The following is a 16,526-nucleotide window of genomic DNA, read 5'->3' on the forward strand; positions in this document are numbered from 1 at the left end:
AATATTTTTAATTATTTGATTGCTCTATCTTAAATCTTTTGAAAATACCCGTAAAGTCATTTTTATACATTCTTTCTTGTGTATTTATTAAATATTTTGAAATATTAACCGTATCCTCCGTGTTTTATTTGTTAAGAATCGAGTAGGAGGCGTGCCGTCCTCTCACAGCAAAAAAGAGGCCCTGCGTATGCAGAACCTCTTTCTATTCTTAACAAGTGACGCGGGCAAAGCCTGAGACAGCTTGTTCATAACGAGTATCGCTCGCAAAGCCTGCGATATCTCCTTTTTTCCTTAAGCCTTAGCCAAAGCCTCTCCTAAAGCCTTACAGTTTGCAAGTCCTTCTTCATCCGGTGTCAGGTTGCAGATAACGGGCTCCGCCACTAAAACCGCTCCGGCCTCTTTCATTCTTCCTTCCCAGGTACGCATCCACTCTCCATCACCCCAGTCATAGGATCCGAAAAGAGCAATCTTCTTTCCCGAAACGGACGGAAGCAACTCTTCTACGAAAGGTTCCATCTCGCCCTCATCCAGAACCTCATCTCCCATTGCGGGACATCCTAAAGCAAAAACGGATTCTCCTGCCAAATCGGCTGCGGAAATATCGGATACGCTGATTGCCTTTCCCTCTCCGCCTGCAGCCTGAATGCCCTCTACTACCGCATCGGCCATAGCCTCTGTATTTCCTGTCTGGCTCCAAAATACAACCTTAATCATCGTTTGTCCTCCTTTGTAAAAAATACATTTGCTCCTTTGTCTATATCATACTATTTTACCGGGAATTGCTTGTTGCGATTGCAACAGTTCTTTGTCCTGTTTGCAATAAGCTTTCCTTTCCAATAGATGGAACACGAATAAATGAATCCCCTCCTTAGGGAATCTTTCCGACTATGCCGCCGTTGCTTTCTTACAGCAGTTCCCGGCTATGCCGCCCTAGCCTTCTTACAATGGCTCTCGGTTATGCCGCAAAAGCCTCCTCACAGCAGTACCCGGCCATCACAGCCAAATTTTCACAACGCTCGGCAAACGCTGTAAAGCGGGCTATACATTCGTCAAAAAGTTGAAAACGTCTCAATGCCCCCTCTACATCAAAGTAAACCTTCCAGTACCCCGTCAGCTTCGCCTTTTGCTTGGGATTCTCGATAAATGCACGAATGTCCCAAAGAGGATAGCCCAAGAAAATCCCGACCTCGTGAGGAAATACGTCTCCCGCCCCCTTATAGTTTTGGAAGCGCTCCTTAAAACGTAGAATCCAGTCTTCTCCTTCCTCATATCCCAGATGCAAGGAATACAAAAAACGCTGTACCCTTTTATCCGCCAAATGGCGAAGTAAGGTTTCTTTTCGGTATAGTAAAATGCTTTCCTTTTCTGCTGAATATAAAGTCAAAATGGAGAGCTCGCTTTCCGTTCCCTGTTCTGCTCCCGCATTTCTTCTTTGGAGCAGCACTCTTTCCAATAATTTCTTTTCTTCCTTCGTGACTGTAAAGATTGCCGCCGGCTTTAAGCCGACAATAACCGGTGCATTCAGACAGAGATGTTCTTTTACCAAATCTTCTGCTGTCTTGTTTTTTTAAAGAATACTCTGCCCTTCTCCATAATTACCCCTCTATTAGTTAGTTTATATTAACTAACCATAACGAAGATTATATTAGTAACACCTAACTTTGTCCAGTGCTTTTTAGTCCGAAGGAACAGATTCCTCTCTTTCCGCCTTTTGCTTCTCTTACCTGTCCTCCCCCGCAATTCTTGCAGCTTTGTAAGATTTCTTTCATCCTTTCCTTCTTTTCTACTGTTTTTCTTTATCTTTTTTATTTTTCTTTAAGTCATAAAACATATTTTAATCACAGTTTCCGATTATCCTATACACAGTTACATAAGATGTAACTAATAAAAAAGCTTTTCATACTCAACTCCGGAACCTTCTCCTGTAAATACAGGTTTCGGAGTCCCCCTTCAAAATGATAGCAAAAGAGCAAGGCGCACGCCTTGCTCTTTTGCTATCTTCTTATACGCGGATAACGCAGGGGTAAATCTCACGCGACCCGTTTTAATAATGCTCTAGCATCCCCTCGGAGAGAGTCTATCCCTCCTCTTCCGCCTCCTTGTCACTCTTCCAATTTCTGCAATCTTCCGCCAAAGCACGAAAGGCCGGAAGAGACGCTTCTATTTTCTCATAAGGCACACAATAGGCTAAACGGAAATAACCGGGAAGTCCGAATCCGTCCGTCGGAACCAAAATAATATGCTGCTTTTCCGCAAGCTTCACAAAGCTTTCCGTGTCTTCCAGAGGGGACTTCACAAGAAGATAAAAGGCGCCCTGAGGCGGTACACAGGTAAAGCCCATTTCGGTAAGCTCCGTGTAGAGTAATTTACGGTTTCTGTCATAGAAGCCTAAGTCGATTTTCACATCCAGGCACTGCCCGATTACCTTTTGGAATAGAGAAGGGGCATTCACAAAGCCGAGTGTCCTCCCTGCAATGATTGCCGCCTGCATAAGCAGCTCTCCGTCCTCCACTGCATCGGAAATTGCCATATAGCCGATACGCTCACCCGGAATGGAAAGTGTCTTGGAAAAGGAATAGAGATAGATGCTGTTTCGATACAGATTCGGTAAATACGGGACCTCCCGTCCGTCGTAGGCCAGTTCACGATACGGTTCATCGCAAATCAGATAAATCGGATGCCCCACTCTTTCTTCCGCTTCCTTCAGCATCTTCGTTAAAAGAAGCAGTTCTTCTTCGGAGTAAATGATGCCGCTGGGGTTATTCGGGTTATTGAGAATTACCGCCTTGGTTCTCTGTCTGATCATCCGCTCTGCAGCGTCCAAATTCAGAGAGAAATCGTCCGCCTTCATCGGAACTACAACCAGTTTTCCCTTATAATGCGAAACATAGGACTTGTATTCCGTAAAATACGGGGCAAAGCAAAGGACCTCATCCTCCTCGTCCAAAAGGCAGCGCATAAGGATATTCAGTCCCCCTGCAGCACCTGCACAAAGTAAAATATTGTCTTTATGGTAGTTTTGCCCGAAACGGGAGTTCAAATGCTCCGCAACCTGTGTCCGAACATCATCGAAGCCGGCATTTTTCATATAGCCGTGAATCTCATGCGGATCCTGATTTTCCAAAAGGCTGATAATGGCGTTCTTCACCTCATAGGGTACCGGCGCAACCGGATTGCCCAGGCTGAAATCATAGACCTGATCTTTTCCATAATTTTTCGCCATTTCCTGTCCCATTTCAAACATTTTCCGAATGACGGAATTCCCTGCCATGAGACCTTCCATCGTGCGTGCTAAACTCATTTCCTCCTCCTAAAGAGCTTGATTCAGCTTCTTTTTTTCTAAAGGCTTCCATGCTGATTTGTATCCTTTAAGGGCTTTAGAGCCGCTTTCTTTAAATCGTCAAATCCACTTGCCTCGGACACCGCCTCCGGATTGTTCCGAAGCATCGTTTTTACCCACCAAGGCATCTTTCCGCTGTTTTCATTTCCGCCGTCTTCCAGAAGAGAGAGTCTCTCTTCCAGACGGGTCTTGTCTTTTTCCAATTCAACGAGCGTTTTCTGCCCAGAGAAGATGGCTTCCGCGGAATCCTTGACATTGCCCGCTACCGCTACGACAGAGTTCTTCAGGCTGCTGGCTACCGCCACGGTGGAGTCCTTCATGGAACTCGCCATGGCCACGGTAGAATCTTTTACGGTACTCGCTACCGCTACGGTGGAATCCTTTACGGTACTCGCTACCGCTACGGTGGAATCCTTTACGGAGCTCGCCACCAGCTTTGCCGCCGCTACATTGCCTTCCGTCTTCTGGACTTCCCGGATTTCTTCCGCAGACTGTTCCCACTCTGCCCTGGTATCCGCAAGTTTCTCATAGACTTCGGCAATGGACTTTCTCAAAAGCTGAATCTCCTCCGAATTCGCCGCCAGACGTGTAACTCTTTCCTTCAGTTCCAGTGCGGCAATCACGGAGAAAATCACATCTTCCACAAATAAAGTATAAAAAATGGTATTCATCACAACAAAGGTGATGTAGGACCAGGTCTCCGGAATACTGGCAATTCGAGGATGCACTACCCGGATCACGAAAATGGCGGCAAGCCCCCAGCCAATGGATGCCGGTAAACAAATGTAGCCGTGAAAATTCAGGGGATTCTGCGAATAATCCCACCAACGCATATGGAAGATTTTGTTCATTAAAAATCCGGTAACGAGCTCCAAGCAAGTACCGCCGAAAAAGCCGACCAAAAACAAATACAGTCGATTCCCCTCATGCCCCTGCGTAAACAGAAGTAAGAGAGACGCGCCTACGCCGTAAATCGGAAGCCATGGTCCATGGCAAAATCCTCTGTTTTGCAGGTGCCCCGACTTGATGGAGCAGTAAGCCGATTCAAAACACCATCCGAACATACAATAGAGCATAAAAAAGTAGTCCATTGTAATACCGTATATGACCCCATAAAAATACCTCTTTGTATCTTTCTGCAAAATCATATCCTAGCACAAAATGGACTTTTTTACAAATTTTCGGCAAAAGGAAACGAGCTCTATCCCCTCTTTGCAAGCCGTTCCAGCGCTTCCGGAAGTTCCTTAAGACAAGTGATTTTCTCTTCAAAGCTCTCCGGATTCCCAAAACCGTATGAAGCGAAAATAAAGGGAATCCCGCATTCCTTTGCGGAAGCACGGTCCAATGCGGTATCGCCGAGGTAAACCGTCTTTTCCCGGCTCAGACCGTTTCTTTCCATAACAAGACGGATGTTCTCCGCCTTGGATTTTCCGGTATTTCCGAAGCACTCGATATCCCGGATAAGCTGCCCTTCCCCGAAGGCTAAGCCTGCCGCAGTAAGCATGGCTTCTATATAGCCCGACTGACAGTTGGAGACGATAAAGAGTTTTTTCCCGGCTTTCTCCAAGCTTTTCACCGTAGAAACAAAATCCGGAAAAAACCTGCCGGGATGTTTTGCCAGGTAAATATTTTCATACTCCATGGCATAGCACATGATTTCTTCTCTTCTCTCCTTCTCCAATCCGGGAAGCAGCCCCTCTCCGATGGCTTCCATCGTGAGCCCCATATACGGTTCCAAATCCGCAGCCGTAAGAACTCTCCCCTTGCTCTCAGGGTAGTTCTGAAACGCCTCCGTCCAAGACTCCGCTACTTCCTTCGCACTGTCCCAAATCGTTCCGTCCACATCAAAAATCACTGCTTCCATTTCCATTCAGACCCCTTTCCTCCATTACCGTCTTCCATTGCTCTTCTCCCCCGTTAATCTTCCGGAAATAGAGCTCCAAAAATACTTCTTTCACCGGTCTTGCCTTTTCTTCCAAGCCTACCGCCGCAGGAATAAACAGCAGAACCTCTCCTATTTCCTCCGCCATCTTTCTGGACAGCGACTCATCGCTCATGCGAATCATCCCAAAGACTGTAGAGCCATAGCTTTTATCCTTTACACAGTTTTCCAGCCAAAGTAAGGCAAAGCACTCTATCTCTTTCTGTCGCAAAGCCGAAAGCGCATCCGCTCCGCCTTCCGTTTGTCCTTCCATTTTCCCGTCCGGAACAAAAATATCGAGGAGCTTATCAAGCTCTTTTTTTACCGCCCTTCGATTCCAAAAGTGAATCCCGGTTCTGCCTGCAATCAGAATATTCATCCAGCTGTACATGTACCGGTCCACAATGATGGGATTCTTTTGAAACGCTTTGCTTTCCCGGAGCGGACGATCCTGCAGGCTCGGATAGCGTTCATAAAGCACACTTAGCCGTTTTTCTTCTTCTCGCTTCTCTTCTTCCCGCTTCCCGTTTTCACTCTGTTCTTCCGGCTGCTCTTCTTCCCGCTTCCCGTTTTCACTCTGTTCTTCCGGCTGCTCTTCTTCCTGTTTCCCGTTTTCACTCTGCTCTTCCGGCGCATCTCCCTGCAAGCGTCTTATTTTTTCTAAAATAAGCTTTTCCCTTTTTTCCGGATTCCTCTCTTCATAGAAGCTCTCCGGCCAATCCGAAAACGGATCTTTTTCTTCCGCTAAATCCTCTCTAAACAGCATATTCCCTCTCAGTTCATGATTCATTCATATTTTGTTATCACATTGTTTACAGCATAAACATAGTTTATTCATGCCTCTTTTTTATACTGCATGCAGATAACGAAATAAACGTTATTCATTAAATAGATTTTTTTCATAATACTTGGCAGGAGTAACCTTGGTGTTGCCCCTGCCTCCTCCCTTTTATGGGAGTTTTTTTATTTCTCACTTTGTACATTTTCCTCTTCGGGCTCTTGCTCTTCCGGCTTCTTTTTCTCGTAGCGGGCAAAAATCCTCCTGAAAAAAGCGGAATTCATCCAAGCCAGCAGCGGAAATCCCAAAATAAAGAAGACGGGAACAAACATCGGAACAAGTCTCAGTAAAAAGAAAACCAGAATGACCGATGCAAAGTCCAAAGCCAGAATTCCCAAGGTATAGGGAAGGTGGTGAATAGACATCAGTAAGGCATGGAGCATCACCTTCTGCCAGCTGTTTTCAAAGCGGGAGAGAAGCGGCCATACATATAGAAATACGAAAATCCAAAGCAAAATCAGTGCATCGGTAATTCCCTGCAGAAGAAAGCGCAGGACGGCATGATTCTGAAACAGCACGGTGAAGAATCGATGATCCAAAAGCAAAATGCCCAGGACGGGAAGAAGAATCAGCCAGATAATCAGCCCTTCCTTCCAGTTCCTTTTGAAGGAACGGAAAAACATACGAAAATTTCCGTCATCCTCATCTTTCACGATTTTCAAAGTGCAATAGTACAGGGCAGTCGTGGAAATCCCGAAGGTCACAATCGGAAGAGAGCAGACGATCCAAAGTAAGTTCAGTACCATGATGTCCGCAAGTCTGCCCACAAAGCGCCATATATCGTTGTCATAATTAAAAAAGCCTTGTAACATTTCGTTTTATTCCTTTCCCGCTTCTTCCTCGCTATTTCCCGTTTTCCTCTTTTCCAGCTCCTTTAAATACGCCTTGGCATCTTTTAGAAAGCTGAAGCTGATCAAGAGAATAATAAATCCGATCGGAAAGGCGGCAATAATTGAAACCGATTGCAGGTTTGCCATAGAGCTTTCCGAAAAAACCAGAGCAAGCGGTAAAAGGATCAAGAGAACCGCCCAAAATCCCTGCACCTTCTTATTCGGTTCTTCTCCTTCCTCCAAATTCTTATAGCTGTACTGCGATGCCACCAAAGCAATCGAATCAAAGGATGTGGCATAAAAAGCAAGCATGGTAAGGAAGAGCAGAGCCAGTACCAAAGGTGCCAGCGGAAGGGCCTCCAGGGCTTGTACGATCACCTCATAAAGAGACTGTGTCTTTTCATAAATCGAAAGAATCGGGACTCTGTGGAAGAGTTCCAGAGACAGGCTGTAATTTCCTAAAACCAGGAAGCTCACAAAAGTACTGCCCACTCCGAAGACATAGCCTCCCAATATGGTTTGCCGTATCGTTCTCCCCTTACTGATACTTCCGATAAAAAAGGGAGATGCCACACACCAAACCATCCAGTAGGCCCAGTAAAAGATTGTCCAATTCTCCGGAAAATGATTCTCCCCGAGTGCATCCGTATAGGTCGCCATGCTCGGGAAGTGTTCCACCATTTTCCCAAAAGCGGAAAAGCCGTGCTTCAAAATAAAATTTCCGGCCCCTCCGAAAAAGAAGACATAAAATAACAGCGAGTAGAAAAGCCAGGTGCAGGTTTTTGCCAAAAGAGAAATCCCCGCCATGCCCTTTAAGAGGGAGTAGGTATAGACCACGCAGGTAATGACCAGAATCAGAATGGTTAAAGTCACCGTAGAAAAGCCAGGCAGAACCTTTCTGATGATTTCAGCCATAAGCGGTGTCGCCACGGAAAAGGTCGTGGCGGTCCCCGCAAGTAATGCAAAAACAGCCAAAAGGTCTATTCCGCGTCCCAGTATTCCGTCCGTCTTTTCTTTGAGAATCGATCTGCAAGCTTCCGAATAACGCTGCCTCTTCCGTTTCCGAACATGAAGCATGAACCCGAAAGCCGCCGCAAGAACCAGATAAAAGCCCCAGGGAATAAAACCCCAGTGAAACAGGGTGTAAACGGTCGCCCACTCTTCCGCATTACCGAGGCTTTGAATATAAGGCTCTCTCACATACAAAATCCATTCACAGAGAGAGTAAAACAGGATATCCGCCGCGAGCCCCGCAGTGAACATCATACTTCCCCAGGTAAAAAAAGAATATGCCGGCTTCTCGTCCGGCTTTCCCAAAACAATCGTTCCATAGGGAGAAAAGGCAATAAACAAAGAGAGAAGAAAGATAAAGAGCCCCAAGCCCAGGTAATATACGGCAAATTCCGAACCCAAAAAGCTGCGAATCGCAGATAGTCCCCGATTCGAATTCTCCGGAAAACGGAAAAAGAAAAAGCACATCAGGAGAATCGCCAAAAGGGGAATCCCGCTGATACCAAAATCCAATCTCTCTTTTTCGCTATTACTCTTCTGCTCTGAATTCTGCATAATTTTCACCGGTTACCTTCCTGTAGGGAATTTTGGTAATCTTCTGGATATCCCTATCCCCTTCCTTTCCTCCATCCTCTGTCGCAAGCTGAAAGGCAATGTTGAAAAGAGCCTTGGCCTGTGCCATCTCATCATTATACACCGTCGCCTTCATTGCTCCTTTTTTAACGGCATTGATGCCTGCCATGGTTCCGTCAATGCCGTATATCCATGGGCGCGCATCCTTTTGCACCCCTATTTTATCATACGCATCCAATACGCCAAGAGCCATATCATCATTGTTAGAAAGAATTAATTCAATCTTATCCTCTAATTCCGAATAAAGCTGCATCATCCTACTCTGCGCTTCCGCTCTGCTCCAGTTTGCAATGCCGTATCCGAGTCTTTCCAGAGGAATCCCCTTCTTTTGCAAAGTACTGACCACATACTCGGTCCGCATGATGGCGTCCTGATGCCCTGCCTCTCCCTCAAAGAGGACATACTGCAGCTTACCGTCTCCGTTTTTGTCTACACTTCGCGGTAACGCTACAGACTTTTCCGACTCCGTTTTTGACTGTACTGTCGTATCGAATTCTTCCCCTAAGAGTCTCCCGCCAAGCTCACCTTCCCATTCCGTTTCCGACTCCGTAACGCCTTCCGGCGCCGGTTCTTCCGGCGCCGTTTCTTCTTCAAGAGTCCTTGTCGTTTCCGGCGCTCCCGGTTCTTCCGCAGAAGAAATCGACTCTTCTTCATGCTCTGCCGAAAGCCCTTCTTCCTTTCCTTCTTCTCTTCCGGAAGCTTCTTTCTCCGCCTCCGCCAATATATCCTCCGCTACCAATTCTCCCTGTAATATTCCGGATTGCTTGGCATCCGCTCCGACATAATAGAGTTGATTCCAGCGGTACAAATCCTCTTCCACAAGTTCTCTGTTGAAGAAGACAACCGGTGTATTTTTCTTCTTAGCCATGTCAATAATCTCGGACGGTGCAGTCCGGTCCACCAAATTGATGCAAAGCACATCACAGGAATTCTGCAGCATTTCCTCTACCTGCTCATTTTGCACGGACTGACTTCCCTCCGCATTGAAACGGAGAACATCCACCTCATAGCCTTCCGCACGCTTCTCCGCCACTTCCTTGTCAAAGGCGCTCATATAGCCGGTGATAAAGGTATCATGACTGTCATACAGGGTGATGCCGATCTTTATTTTCTTCTTTTCCCTTCTCTTCTCACTCGTTTTACAGGCAGATAAAGAAAAAAGCAGAAGAACAACCAAAATCCAAGTTAAAAATCTTCTCCTATTCACACGCATCTCTTTCCTCCCTTCGCTTTGAGCAATCCTTCTTTCAAGTCCTCTCTTTTCGAAAGCTGCTCCGAAAATTTCCCGCTCTTCCCGGAGGGGAAAGCGGCCGTCGGCTTATTAATCTGTCGGAAACAGAATCCGTTCCATTTTTTTACTGTACATATTGCCGGCCTTCACGACATAAAAATCAACAAGGTGGGTTTCTCCGGTCTTTCGTCCCCCGGACAATTGTTTCCACAAGGCTTCCACCGCCGAATAAGCCATATCGTAATGGTCGATAACAATCAGGCTCCGAATCACGCCCGTATCCAAATCATAAATCACTTCCTCGGAATCTCCTACCCCATAGAGCTCGATAAAGCTTCTTCCGGTTTCCTGTGTATAGTGTGCAGCCGCTTCCAGGCTGTCGTTATCCAGAGCAATGATGACATCCACACTCTTCCTATGGCTTTCCTCATCAAGGTCCTTTCGATACTGTCCGCGGTCCTCAATCACCCAGGCAATTTCCTGCTCTCCGCTCTCCAAAACCTTCTTTAGGGCATCCAGGCGTTTCTTCATATTGCCCTTGCTCTGATTTCCGGCGAGAATCCCGATACTCAGTTTTTCTGCCTGTAAGGAGCTTTGTAAAACCTCTGTTCCGAGCGCCGTTCCGAGCGCCTCTTCATCCACGGAAAAGGTCGGAATGAAAAGGTCGGGTCTCACGTTTTCCCGCTCGCTTTCCACCAGGGCGATCTTCACCTGCTTCCCAAGCTCATCCAAAATTTCTCCCGTCCCCTCCGTCGCGCGTAATTCCGTAATAATGCCGTCCGTTCCGTTCTTGACTTCCCGGGTAAGACTTGCATATTCCTGCTGAATGGAACTGAAGCGGCTTGTCGTCACAAAATTATATTCCATGTTGTATTGTTTGACTGCTGCATTTAAGCCTCTCCGAAAGCTGTCCCAGGATGCCGAACTGCTCCGGTCCACCACGATGGAGATCTTATATTTTTCGGGTTTATTCTCCCCCAGGAATCTTCCCAGAGAGAGCAGCAGAAGAATCATCGCTATGACTGCCACCGCCACCGTGAATATCCGATTTTCTTTCATTGTCTTTGCCCCCTCCGTGAAATCCGTCTGTACTGCTGTGCATATTACCGTGCTCCAGACTTTTCTGTGTTTCTTCCGTATACTCTATCGCGGGAAGTCGAACTTCCACTCTGGTTCCCTCATCCGGTTCGCTGTGGATCCTGAGGCCGAAACGAGTTCCAAAACGCAACTGAATTCTTCTGTGTACATTAATCAGTCCCACACCGGAACCTCGTTTCTTCCGGTCGGAGAAATCGGAAATCTCCGCCTCCGTATCGAGCAGGGACTCCGCCTTTTCCTCTGTCATGCCGAAGCCGTTGTCTTCCACGGACAAAAGAACCATGGAACTGTTTTCTCCCTTAATCATTTCGCCTCTGACATGGATTTCCCCATCCTCATCCACACCCGCCATACCGTGATAGATGGCATTTTCCAGGATGGGCTGCAGAATAAGCTTTACGGTCAGACAACGTAAGACTTCCTCGCTCACCGTAAAATCCACCTTGAACTTATCTTTAAAACGGATTTGCTGGATATTCATATAGTTCTTGGCGTGCTGCAGTTCCTGAGAAAGAGGGATGATATTTTTCCCGCCGGAAAGACTGATACGGAAAAAGCTTCCCAGCTCGGTTACCATAAATACCGCATCATCCTTCTTGCCGCTCTCAATCATCCATACCACGGACTCCAAGGTATTATAGAGGAAATGGGGATTAATCTGGGATTGCAAGGCGTCCATCTCGGTCTGTCTTTTCTCTTCCTGTTGCTCTATCTTCTCTTCCGTCAGTCTGTCTATCTGCCGGAAAGACTGCACCAGGGTTTTTCCCAGGTGAATGATCTCCGTGCTGCCGTAGTGGGCGATATCTTCCATAGAAAGTCGCCGCTCCCCCATTTTCTCCAAATCCTCATTCAGCTTACGAATCGGATAGGACAGGCGGAGAGATACCAGCTGGTTAAACAAAAGCGAGATTAATAAAGTTAACGAAATCAGAATGAAGACATAATATAACATTCCGCCGGAGGCAAAAATCCGATTACCTTCCTCCAGAACGGCAACCATCTTCCACCCGGTATAACCTATCGTATCCACGATGATTGCCCTACTGTTACTCCCCGCCTTGATATGATGGATCCCGTCATCCAGCTCGGAAAGCAGCTCCGTATTCTCCTGAAAATCATTTCGTAAAATTTCCCGCATCCTGGGATGGTAAATCAGATTGCCCTTTTTATCACAAAGGTAAAAGTAACGATATTGATCTTCCCCGTTCAGCTTCTCCATCATTCTCTCAATGGTATTAAAATTCATGTCAACAAGCAGAACGCCGTTGCTGCTGGCTCCATTTTCACTCAGTTCCACAACGCGGCTGAGAGAAACGACCCAGTGTGTCCTAAAAGAGGGGTCATCAAAAAGATTCTGCACATGCGGAAGGGAAAAATGCAGATTCTCCACCTGCTGCACGGCAGACGTAAAAAAGTCCTGTTCCACCACCTTTCGATTCTTCTTCTCCGTTGAGTTCGGAACCGCCGTAAGAAGCTTTCCTCCTCCCGAAAAAATGGCAACAGAAACAAGACTTTCCTTATGCGCCTCATATAAGAGGTTCATTTCGGTATTCACTTTCAATAAATTCAGATTGGAACCCTTAATCACATCATAATACATCGCATCCGAAATCTGTCGCATGCTGATCAGGTATTCTTCCAGGCGATTTCCGCCCTGTTTTAAGAGCTGTTCCGCCTGTGTTTCCCGTTCTTCCTTCAGCCGTGCGGAAAACTGCAGATACAGAACCGAGGATAAGAAGAGAATAATGATAATCGATAAGAGCATAAAGCTCATGAGAATCATATTGTGAAAAGAGCGAAACGGGCTCCTTAAAGAAAGGGGCAGGAAAGCACCTTTCTTAAAAAAGATGTCCTGTAGGAAGTGTTTCTTTTCTCCTTTTTCCGATATCCTCATCATACACCCTCTTGCTTCATCCCGCTGGTTTTATATTTGGAGGGAGACATCCCGAATTTTTTCTTAAAAGCGTAGCTGAAGTAATTCGGATCCGCATAGCCTACCGACTCTGCGATAATATAGGTCTTTTCCTCCTCTTCAATGAGAAGACGCAAAGCCTTCTCCATGCGATAATCCGTAAGGTAATTGATAAAGCTCTTTCCCGTTTCCTTCTTAAATACCGTTGAAAAATAAGCCGCCGAAACATGGAGCTCCATGGAAAGTCCCTCTACGGAAAGGTTTTTATCCATGTAATGACTGTGTACATGCTCCACCGCCTTTTTAACAAAAGACTTCGTCTTATCGCTTCGCTTTTCCTGAATAATGCCCTGAATCCTTTCACAAATCCGCTTCATCCAAGCCGAAAGCTCTTCCAAACTGAACTGCTGCACCTTCTGGTACACATCCTCGTCCTTCGGAAAAATAAGGGTCGCGTCCACCTGATTGGACAAAAGGAACTTATGAATATTGGTCACAAGCTCCATCAGGAAAAACTGATACTCCTGCAGAGAAGGCTTCTCCAGGCGGCTGTTCTGGATATAGAGATCGATGTCCTTGAAAAGCTCTTCCTTGGATGCCATCCTGATGCTTCGATAAACGTCCAGAAGCCTTTCCTCATCCAGAAGTTCCCGATTTAAAGACGGGTTCTCCCGTTCCTCCGGGTTAATGTCGGAAACCGCGATGGCCTTTCCCCGTCCGTAGAGAACACGATACGCTACCGCGTCGCGTGCACCCAGATAAGAAAGCGGTAAATCCAATAAGGAGCTCACCGTTTTTCCGATACCCGCCGTAATCGTGGCATTACAGACATACTTTGCCATCCGGCAGAGCGTTTCCATCTCATCCGTCAAGCGATAATGCTCTTCTTCTCTTTTTAACTGTGTAAGGATGACCGTGTTTCCGAGGTAGGTAAAAAAGCAGGCTCTCCATCCCTTGTGCATCCGCTCCTCCGCAAGCTTGCGAATAGACATACTGATTAAGACCGGATTGATGCCTTCCGGCGAAAGGCTTATGGAGTTATGCAGAATCACCACGGCATAGAATTTCCCGGTCAAGTCAATCTGGTAGTCCAACATCGCCCGTGTCAAATCTTCTTGCCGGACATTTCCCTCAATCAGGGAGGTGTAAAAACTCTCCTGCAAAATGGGCAGACTCTCCAGATAGTAATTCTTTAAGTGATTAATATTCTGTTTTTCGTCAAATTCCTTGTCCAGTCTCTCATGTACCGTACGGAAAATGCGGGAAAGTTCTCCGCTGTCTACCGGCTTTAATACATATTCTTCCGCTTCGAGTCGAATCGCCTCTTTGGCATATTCAAATTCATCAAAGCCCGAGAAGATAACAATCTTAATGGAAGGATACAGCTCCTTCAATTTGTGTGACAGAGTCAGCCCGTCCATATACGGCATTTTAATATCGGTAAGGACGACATCCACCTGCTTTTCTTCGGCAATTTCCAGCGCCTCCAAGCCGTTTTTGGCATAGCCCAAAAGCGAATAGCCGAGGCCGTCCCAATCGATTTTCTGCATGATTGCTTTTACTACATCCTCTTCGTCATCGACCAAGAGTACGGAATATTTCTTCATTTTCTATCCCCACTATACTTTTCCTCCAAACGCCGAAATTGCATAGCGACAAGAATAAATCCCAGCAAAATGAGCGATATCCCTAAAAATGGATGAATAAGCATACAAAAAGATGCCACTAACGAAATAGCTGCAAAAATAAGAACCAATATTCCGGCTTCCCTGCCATATCCCTTCTTATCTTGAATGGGAGCGCGCCCCTTCGGACGAATGCTCTCCACATCTTGAAAAACCATTAACTTTATTGCGTAATACAGCAATAGGACTGTAAAAAGTAAGGGCAGCCCCATTTCCTGTATAACTCTCTCTACCATACCTACCGTCTCGATTCTATATTATCTTAAACACCACGCCAAAAAAGCGGGCGCTTTTACTTAAAAAAACTTAAAAATTACCATAAAGCTTCTTTTTATTTTACAAAATCCCCGCCTTCTTTGCAAGTGTCTCATCCTCTCAATACTTAAAGATTTAAGACGATTTGCTTTCGATTGACAGTTCGGAAACTTCCTTGTAGTATCAGGAAAACAGAATTATTTTTTTCATGGAATAAGGAGGGGTTTTTATGAAAAACAAATTATTTATTCAAAAGCTCGTCGGTACCGCCATACTGGCCGCCGTCGTAATCAGTCTTCAGCTTATTCTGGGCAGCATCAAACTCGGCCCTTTCAACATCACTTTTACACTCATTCCCATTATCCTGGCGGCAATTTTATACGGTTCCTTAAGTGCCGCGTTTCTCGGTGCCGTTTTCGGAATCATGGTCTGCTTTTCCGTAGTTTCGGGAAATGATGCGGGCGGCTATATTTTATTTTCACAAAGGCCGCTGATTACCCTCCTGCTCTGTCTTTTGAAAAGCACCCTTGCCGGATACCTCGCAGGGCTAAGTGTGCACTGCACGAAGCAAAAGTTTCTCCGGATTCTTCTGCCGGCTGTCCTTGCTCCCGTTGTAAACACCGGGATATTCATTCTGGGACTGGTTCTCTTCTTTCAGGAGACGCTTGCTCTTTGGGCGAACGGGCAGGACGCCGTCGTACACTTCTTAGTTTTCAGCATTTTAGGCGTGAACTTCCTGATTGAGCTCTTGGTGAATCTGCTTGTCTCCCCCGTCATTGTCCGCATCTTACAGGGAATCCGTTTCACCAAGGAAGAAGTAGAAAATATTTAGCAAAAAAGTAAAAGTATTTAGCAAAAAAGCAAAAGTATTTAGCAAAAAAGCAAAAGTATTTAGCGAAAAGAAGTCGGTAATATTCAGCAAAACAGAACTTGCACAAATTCAGTAAGGGGGAAGCCATGATTTTAGCCATTGACTGCGGAAATACCCACACCAATTTCGGATGCATCCGGGAAAGCGGAGAAATCGCACAGATTTTCTGCATGGAAAGTAACCGCAAGAAAACCAGCTACGAGTATGCGGCGGACATCGATGAAATCTGTACCCTTCTTAAGATTTCCGCCCACGACTTCCAGGCCATGGTGCTGTCCTCCGTTGTACCGGAGCTCACCGGCTCTTTTCAGGAAGCCGCCGAGATTTTAGGCATTCGTGAGTGTTTTATTGTAAACCGGGAAAATGTTTCCGCCGTTTCCTTTTCCGCCGCATCCTACGCGGACGTCGGCCCGGACCTGATTGTTTCCGCTGTTGCGGCCAAGAAACGCTATCCGCTTCCCGCCATCATCATCGATATGGGTACCGCCAGCACCCTGACTGTAGTGAATCGGGAAGGGGTATTTATGGGAGGCGTCATCCTCCCGGGCGTGGGCATTTCCATGAATGCTTTGGCAAAAGAAACCTCGCTTCTTCCTTCTATTGACGTTGCTCCCGCGAAGAAGCTGATTTCCTTAAATACCGTCGATGCCATGCGTTCCGGTATTATTTACGGTACGGCAGGCTCCTTGGACGGCCTCATCGACCGCTTCTTAAAGGAACTCGGTCAAGAAGCCACCCTTCTTGCAACCGGCGGGCTTTCCCATCTGATTTGTCCCTACTGCAGACATTCCATTATCGTAGATGAAAATCTGCTACTCACGGGCTTATGGGAGATCTGGAACGACTCCCGAAAGGCAGGCGCATAGGTCTTTTATAAGGAGAAAGGCAAGCGCATAGGCCT

At 46.3% G+C, this 16,526-nt stretch carries 15 protein-coding genes; 2 read left to right on the forward strand and 13 right to left on the reverse strand.

What is annotated here, in order from left to right; genetic code table 11:
- Positions 1-291 precede the first annotated feature (291 nt).
- The 13 genes from HMPREF9124_RS11005 to HMPREF9124_RS11065 form a co-directional block, all read right to left on the reverse strand.
- Positions 292-714 (reverse strand): flavodoxin, encoded by a 423-nt coding sequence (locus tag HMPREF9124_RS11005; RefSeq protein ID WP_009427658.1) that lies wholly within the window; start codon positions 712-714, stop codon positions 292-294.
- A gap of 241 nt (positions 715-955) precedes the next feature.
- Positions 956-1,546 carry a DUF3793 family protein gene (locus tag HMPREF9124_RS11010; RefSeq protein WP_009428334.1) on the reverse strand — a complete coding sequence of 197 codons (591 nt, stop codon included), beginning with the start codon at positions 1,544-1,546 and terminating at the stop codon, positions 956-958.
- A 531-nt stretch (positions 1,547-2,077) separates the two neighbouring features.
- Positions 2,078-3,301, reverse strand: coding sequence for a pyridoxal phosphate-dependent aminotransferase (locus HMPREF9124_RS11015; RefSeq protein WP_036597860.1), 1,224 nt, complete (start codon positions 3,299-3,301; stop codon positions 2,078-2,080).
- Between the two features lie 38 nt (positions 3,302-3,339).
- A complete protein-coding gene (locus HMPREF9124_RS11020; RefSeq protein WP_009429957.1) occupies positions 3,340-4,482 on the reverse strand; it encodes a putative ABC transporter permease in 1,143 nt (380 codons plus the stop codon).
- Positions 4,483-4,541: 59 nt separating this feature from the next.
- A complete protein-coding gene (locus HMPREF9124_RS11025; protein WP_009429239.1) occupies positions 4,542-5,210 on the reverse strand; it encodes an HAD family hydrolase in 669 nt (222 codons plus the stop codon).
- Complete coding sequence (locus HMPREF9124_RS11030; RefSeq protein WP_009429896.1) at positions 5,185-6,027, reverse strand: DUF6553 family protein; 843 nt, start codon at positions 6,025-6,027, stop codon at positions 5,185-5,187. Before HMPREF9124_RS11030 ends, HMPREF9124_RS11025 begins: the two co-directional genes overlap by 26 nt.
- Positions 6,028-6,224: 197 nt before the next feature.
- Positions 6,225-6,911 (reverse strand): YesL family protein, encoded by a 687-nt coding sequence (locus HMPREF9124_RS11035; RefSeq protein ID WP_009427858.1) that lies wholly within the window; start codon positions 6,909-6,911, stop codon positions 6,225-6,227.
- A 6-nt stretch (positions 6,912-6,917) separates the two neighbouring features.
- Positions 6,918-8,495 carry a BCCT family transporter gene (locus tag HMPREF9124_RS11040; RefSeq protein WP_050791234.1) on the reverse strand — a complete coding sequence of 526 codons (1,578 nt, stop codon included), beginning with the start codon at positions 8,493-8,495 and terminating at the stop codon, positions 6,918-6,920.
- On the reverse strand, positions 8,470-9,786 hold the full coding sequence (locus HMPREF9124_RS11045; RefSeq protein WP_009429077.1) for a galactose ABC transporter substrate-binding protein: 1,317 nt from the start codon (positions 9,784-9,786) through the stop codon (positions 8,470-8,472). The genes HMPREF9124_RS11040 and HMPREF9124_RS11045 overlap by 26 nt, the downstream gene beginning before the upstream one ends.
- 108 nt (positions 9,787-9,894) lie before the next feature.
- Positions 9,895-10,863, reverse strand: a complete 969-nt coding sequence (locus HMPREF9124_RS11050) for a substrate-binding domain-containing protein (RefSeq protein WP_242821590.1) — start codon at positions 10,861-10,863, stop codon at positions 9,895-9,897.
- Positions 10,772-12,799, reverse strand: coding sequence for a cache domain-containing sensor histidine kinase (locus HMPREF9124_RS11055; protein ID WP_242821591.1), 2,028 nt, complete (start codon positions 12,797-12,799; stop codon positions 10,772-10,774). Before HMPREF9124_RS11055 ends, HMPREF9124_RS11050 begins: the two co-directional genes overlap by 92 nt.
- On the reverse strand, positions 12,796-14,421 hold the full coding sequence (locus HMPREF9124_RS11060; protein ID WP_009428416.1) for a response regulator: 1,626 nt from the start codon (positions 14,419-14,421) through the stop codon (positions 12,796-12,798). The genes HMPREF9124_RS11055 and HMPREF9124_RS11060 overlap by 4 nt, the downstream gene beginning before the upstream one ends.
- Positions 14,418-14,735, reverse strand: a complete 318-nt coding sequence (locus HMPREF9124_RS11065; RefSeq protein WP_009429989.1) for a hypothetical protein — start codon at positions 14,733-14,735, stop codon at positions 14,418-14,420. Before HMPREF9124_RS11065 ends, HMPREF9124_RS11060 begins: the two co-directional genes overlap by 4 nt.
- A gap of 248 nt (positions 14,736-14,983) precedes the next feature.
- Between HMPREF9124_RS11065 and HMPREF9124_RS11070 the strand changes: the two genes are divergently transcribed.
- Positions 14,984-15,586 carry an ECF transporter S component gene (locus tag HMPREF9124_RS11070; RefSeq protein ID WP_009427947.1) on the forward strand — a complete coding sequence of 201 codons (603 nt, stop codon included), beginning with the start codon at positions 14,984-14,986 and terminating at the stop codon, positions 15,584-15,586.
- A gap of 125 nt (positions 15,587-15,711) precedes the next feature.
- A complete protein-coding gene (locus tag HMPREF9124_RS11075) occupies positions 15,712-16,491 on the forward strand; it encodes a type III pantothenate kinase (RefSeq protein WP_009428863.1) in 780 nt (259 codons plus the stop codon).
- Positions 16,492-16,526: the final 35 nt, after the last annotated feature.

Source organism: Oribacterium sp. oral taxon 108 str. F0425, assembly GCF_000214455.1.
Taxonomy (GTDB): Bacteria; Bacillota; Clostridia; order Lachnospirales; family Lachnospiraceae; genus Oribacterium; species Oribacterium asaccharolyticum.

What these genes read in the sequence shown, in the direction of transcription:
- HMPREF9124_RS11040 (WP_050791234.1), bottom strand. Translation starts at nt 8,495, where the DNA reads ATGCAGAATTCAGAGCAGAAGAGTAATAGCGAAAAAGAGAGATTGGAT.
- HMPREF9124_RS11025 (WP_009429239.1), bottom strand. Translation starts at nt 5,210, where the DNA reads ATGGAAATGGAAGCAGTGATTTTTGATGTGGACGGAACGATTTGGGAC.
- HMPREF9124_RS11035 (WP_009427858.1), bottom strand. Translation starts at nt 6,911, where the DNA reads ATGTTACAAGGCTTTTTTAATTATGACAACGATATATGGCGCTTTGTG.
- HMPREF9124_RS11015 (WP_036597860.1), bottom strand. Translation starts at nt 3,301, where the DNA reads ATGAGTTTAGCACGCACGATGGAAGGTCTCATGGCAGGGAATTCCGTC.
- HMPREF9124_RS11050 (WP_242821590.1), bottom strand. Translation starts at nt 10,863, where the DNA reads ATGAAAGAAAATCGGATATTCACGGTGGCGGTGGCAGTCATAGCGATG.
- HMPREF9124_RS11075 (WP_009428863.1), top strand. Translation starts at nt 15,712, where the DNA reads ATGATTTTAGCCATTGACTGCGGAAATACCCACACCAATTTCGGATGC.
- HMPREF9124_RS11045 (WP_009429077.1), bottom strand. Translation starts at nt 9,786, where the DNA reads ATGCGTGTGAATAGGAGAAGATTTTTAACTTGGATTTTGGTTGTTCTT.
- HMPREF9124_RS11070 (WP_009427947.1), top strand. Translation starts at nt 14,984, where the DNA reads ATGAAAAACAAATTATTTATTCAAAAGCTCGTCGGTACCGCCATACTG.
- HMPREF9124_RS11005 (WP_009427658.1), bottom strand. Translation starts at nt 714, where the DNA reads ATGATTAAGGTTGTATTTTGGAGCCAGACAGGAAATACAGAGGCTATG.
- HMPREF9124_RS11065 (WP_009429989.1), bottom strand. Translation starts at nt 14,735, where the DNA reads ATGGTAGAGAGAGTTATACAGGAAATGGGGCTGCCCTTACTTTTTACA.
- HMPREF9124_RS11060 (WP_009428416.1), bottom strand. Translation starts at nt 14,421, where the DNA reads ATGAAGAAATATTCCGTACTCTTGGTCGATGACGAAGAGGATGTAGTA.
- HMPREF9124_RS11030 (WP_009429896.1), bottom strand. Translation starts at nt 6,027, where the DNA reads ATGCTGTTTAGAGAGGATTTAGCGGAAGAAAAAGATCCGTTTTCGGAT.
- HMPREF9124_RS11055 (WP_242821591.1), bottom strand. Translation starts at nt 12,799, where the DNA reads ATGATGAGGATATCGGAAAAAGGAGAAAAGAAACACTTCCTACAGGAC.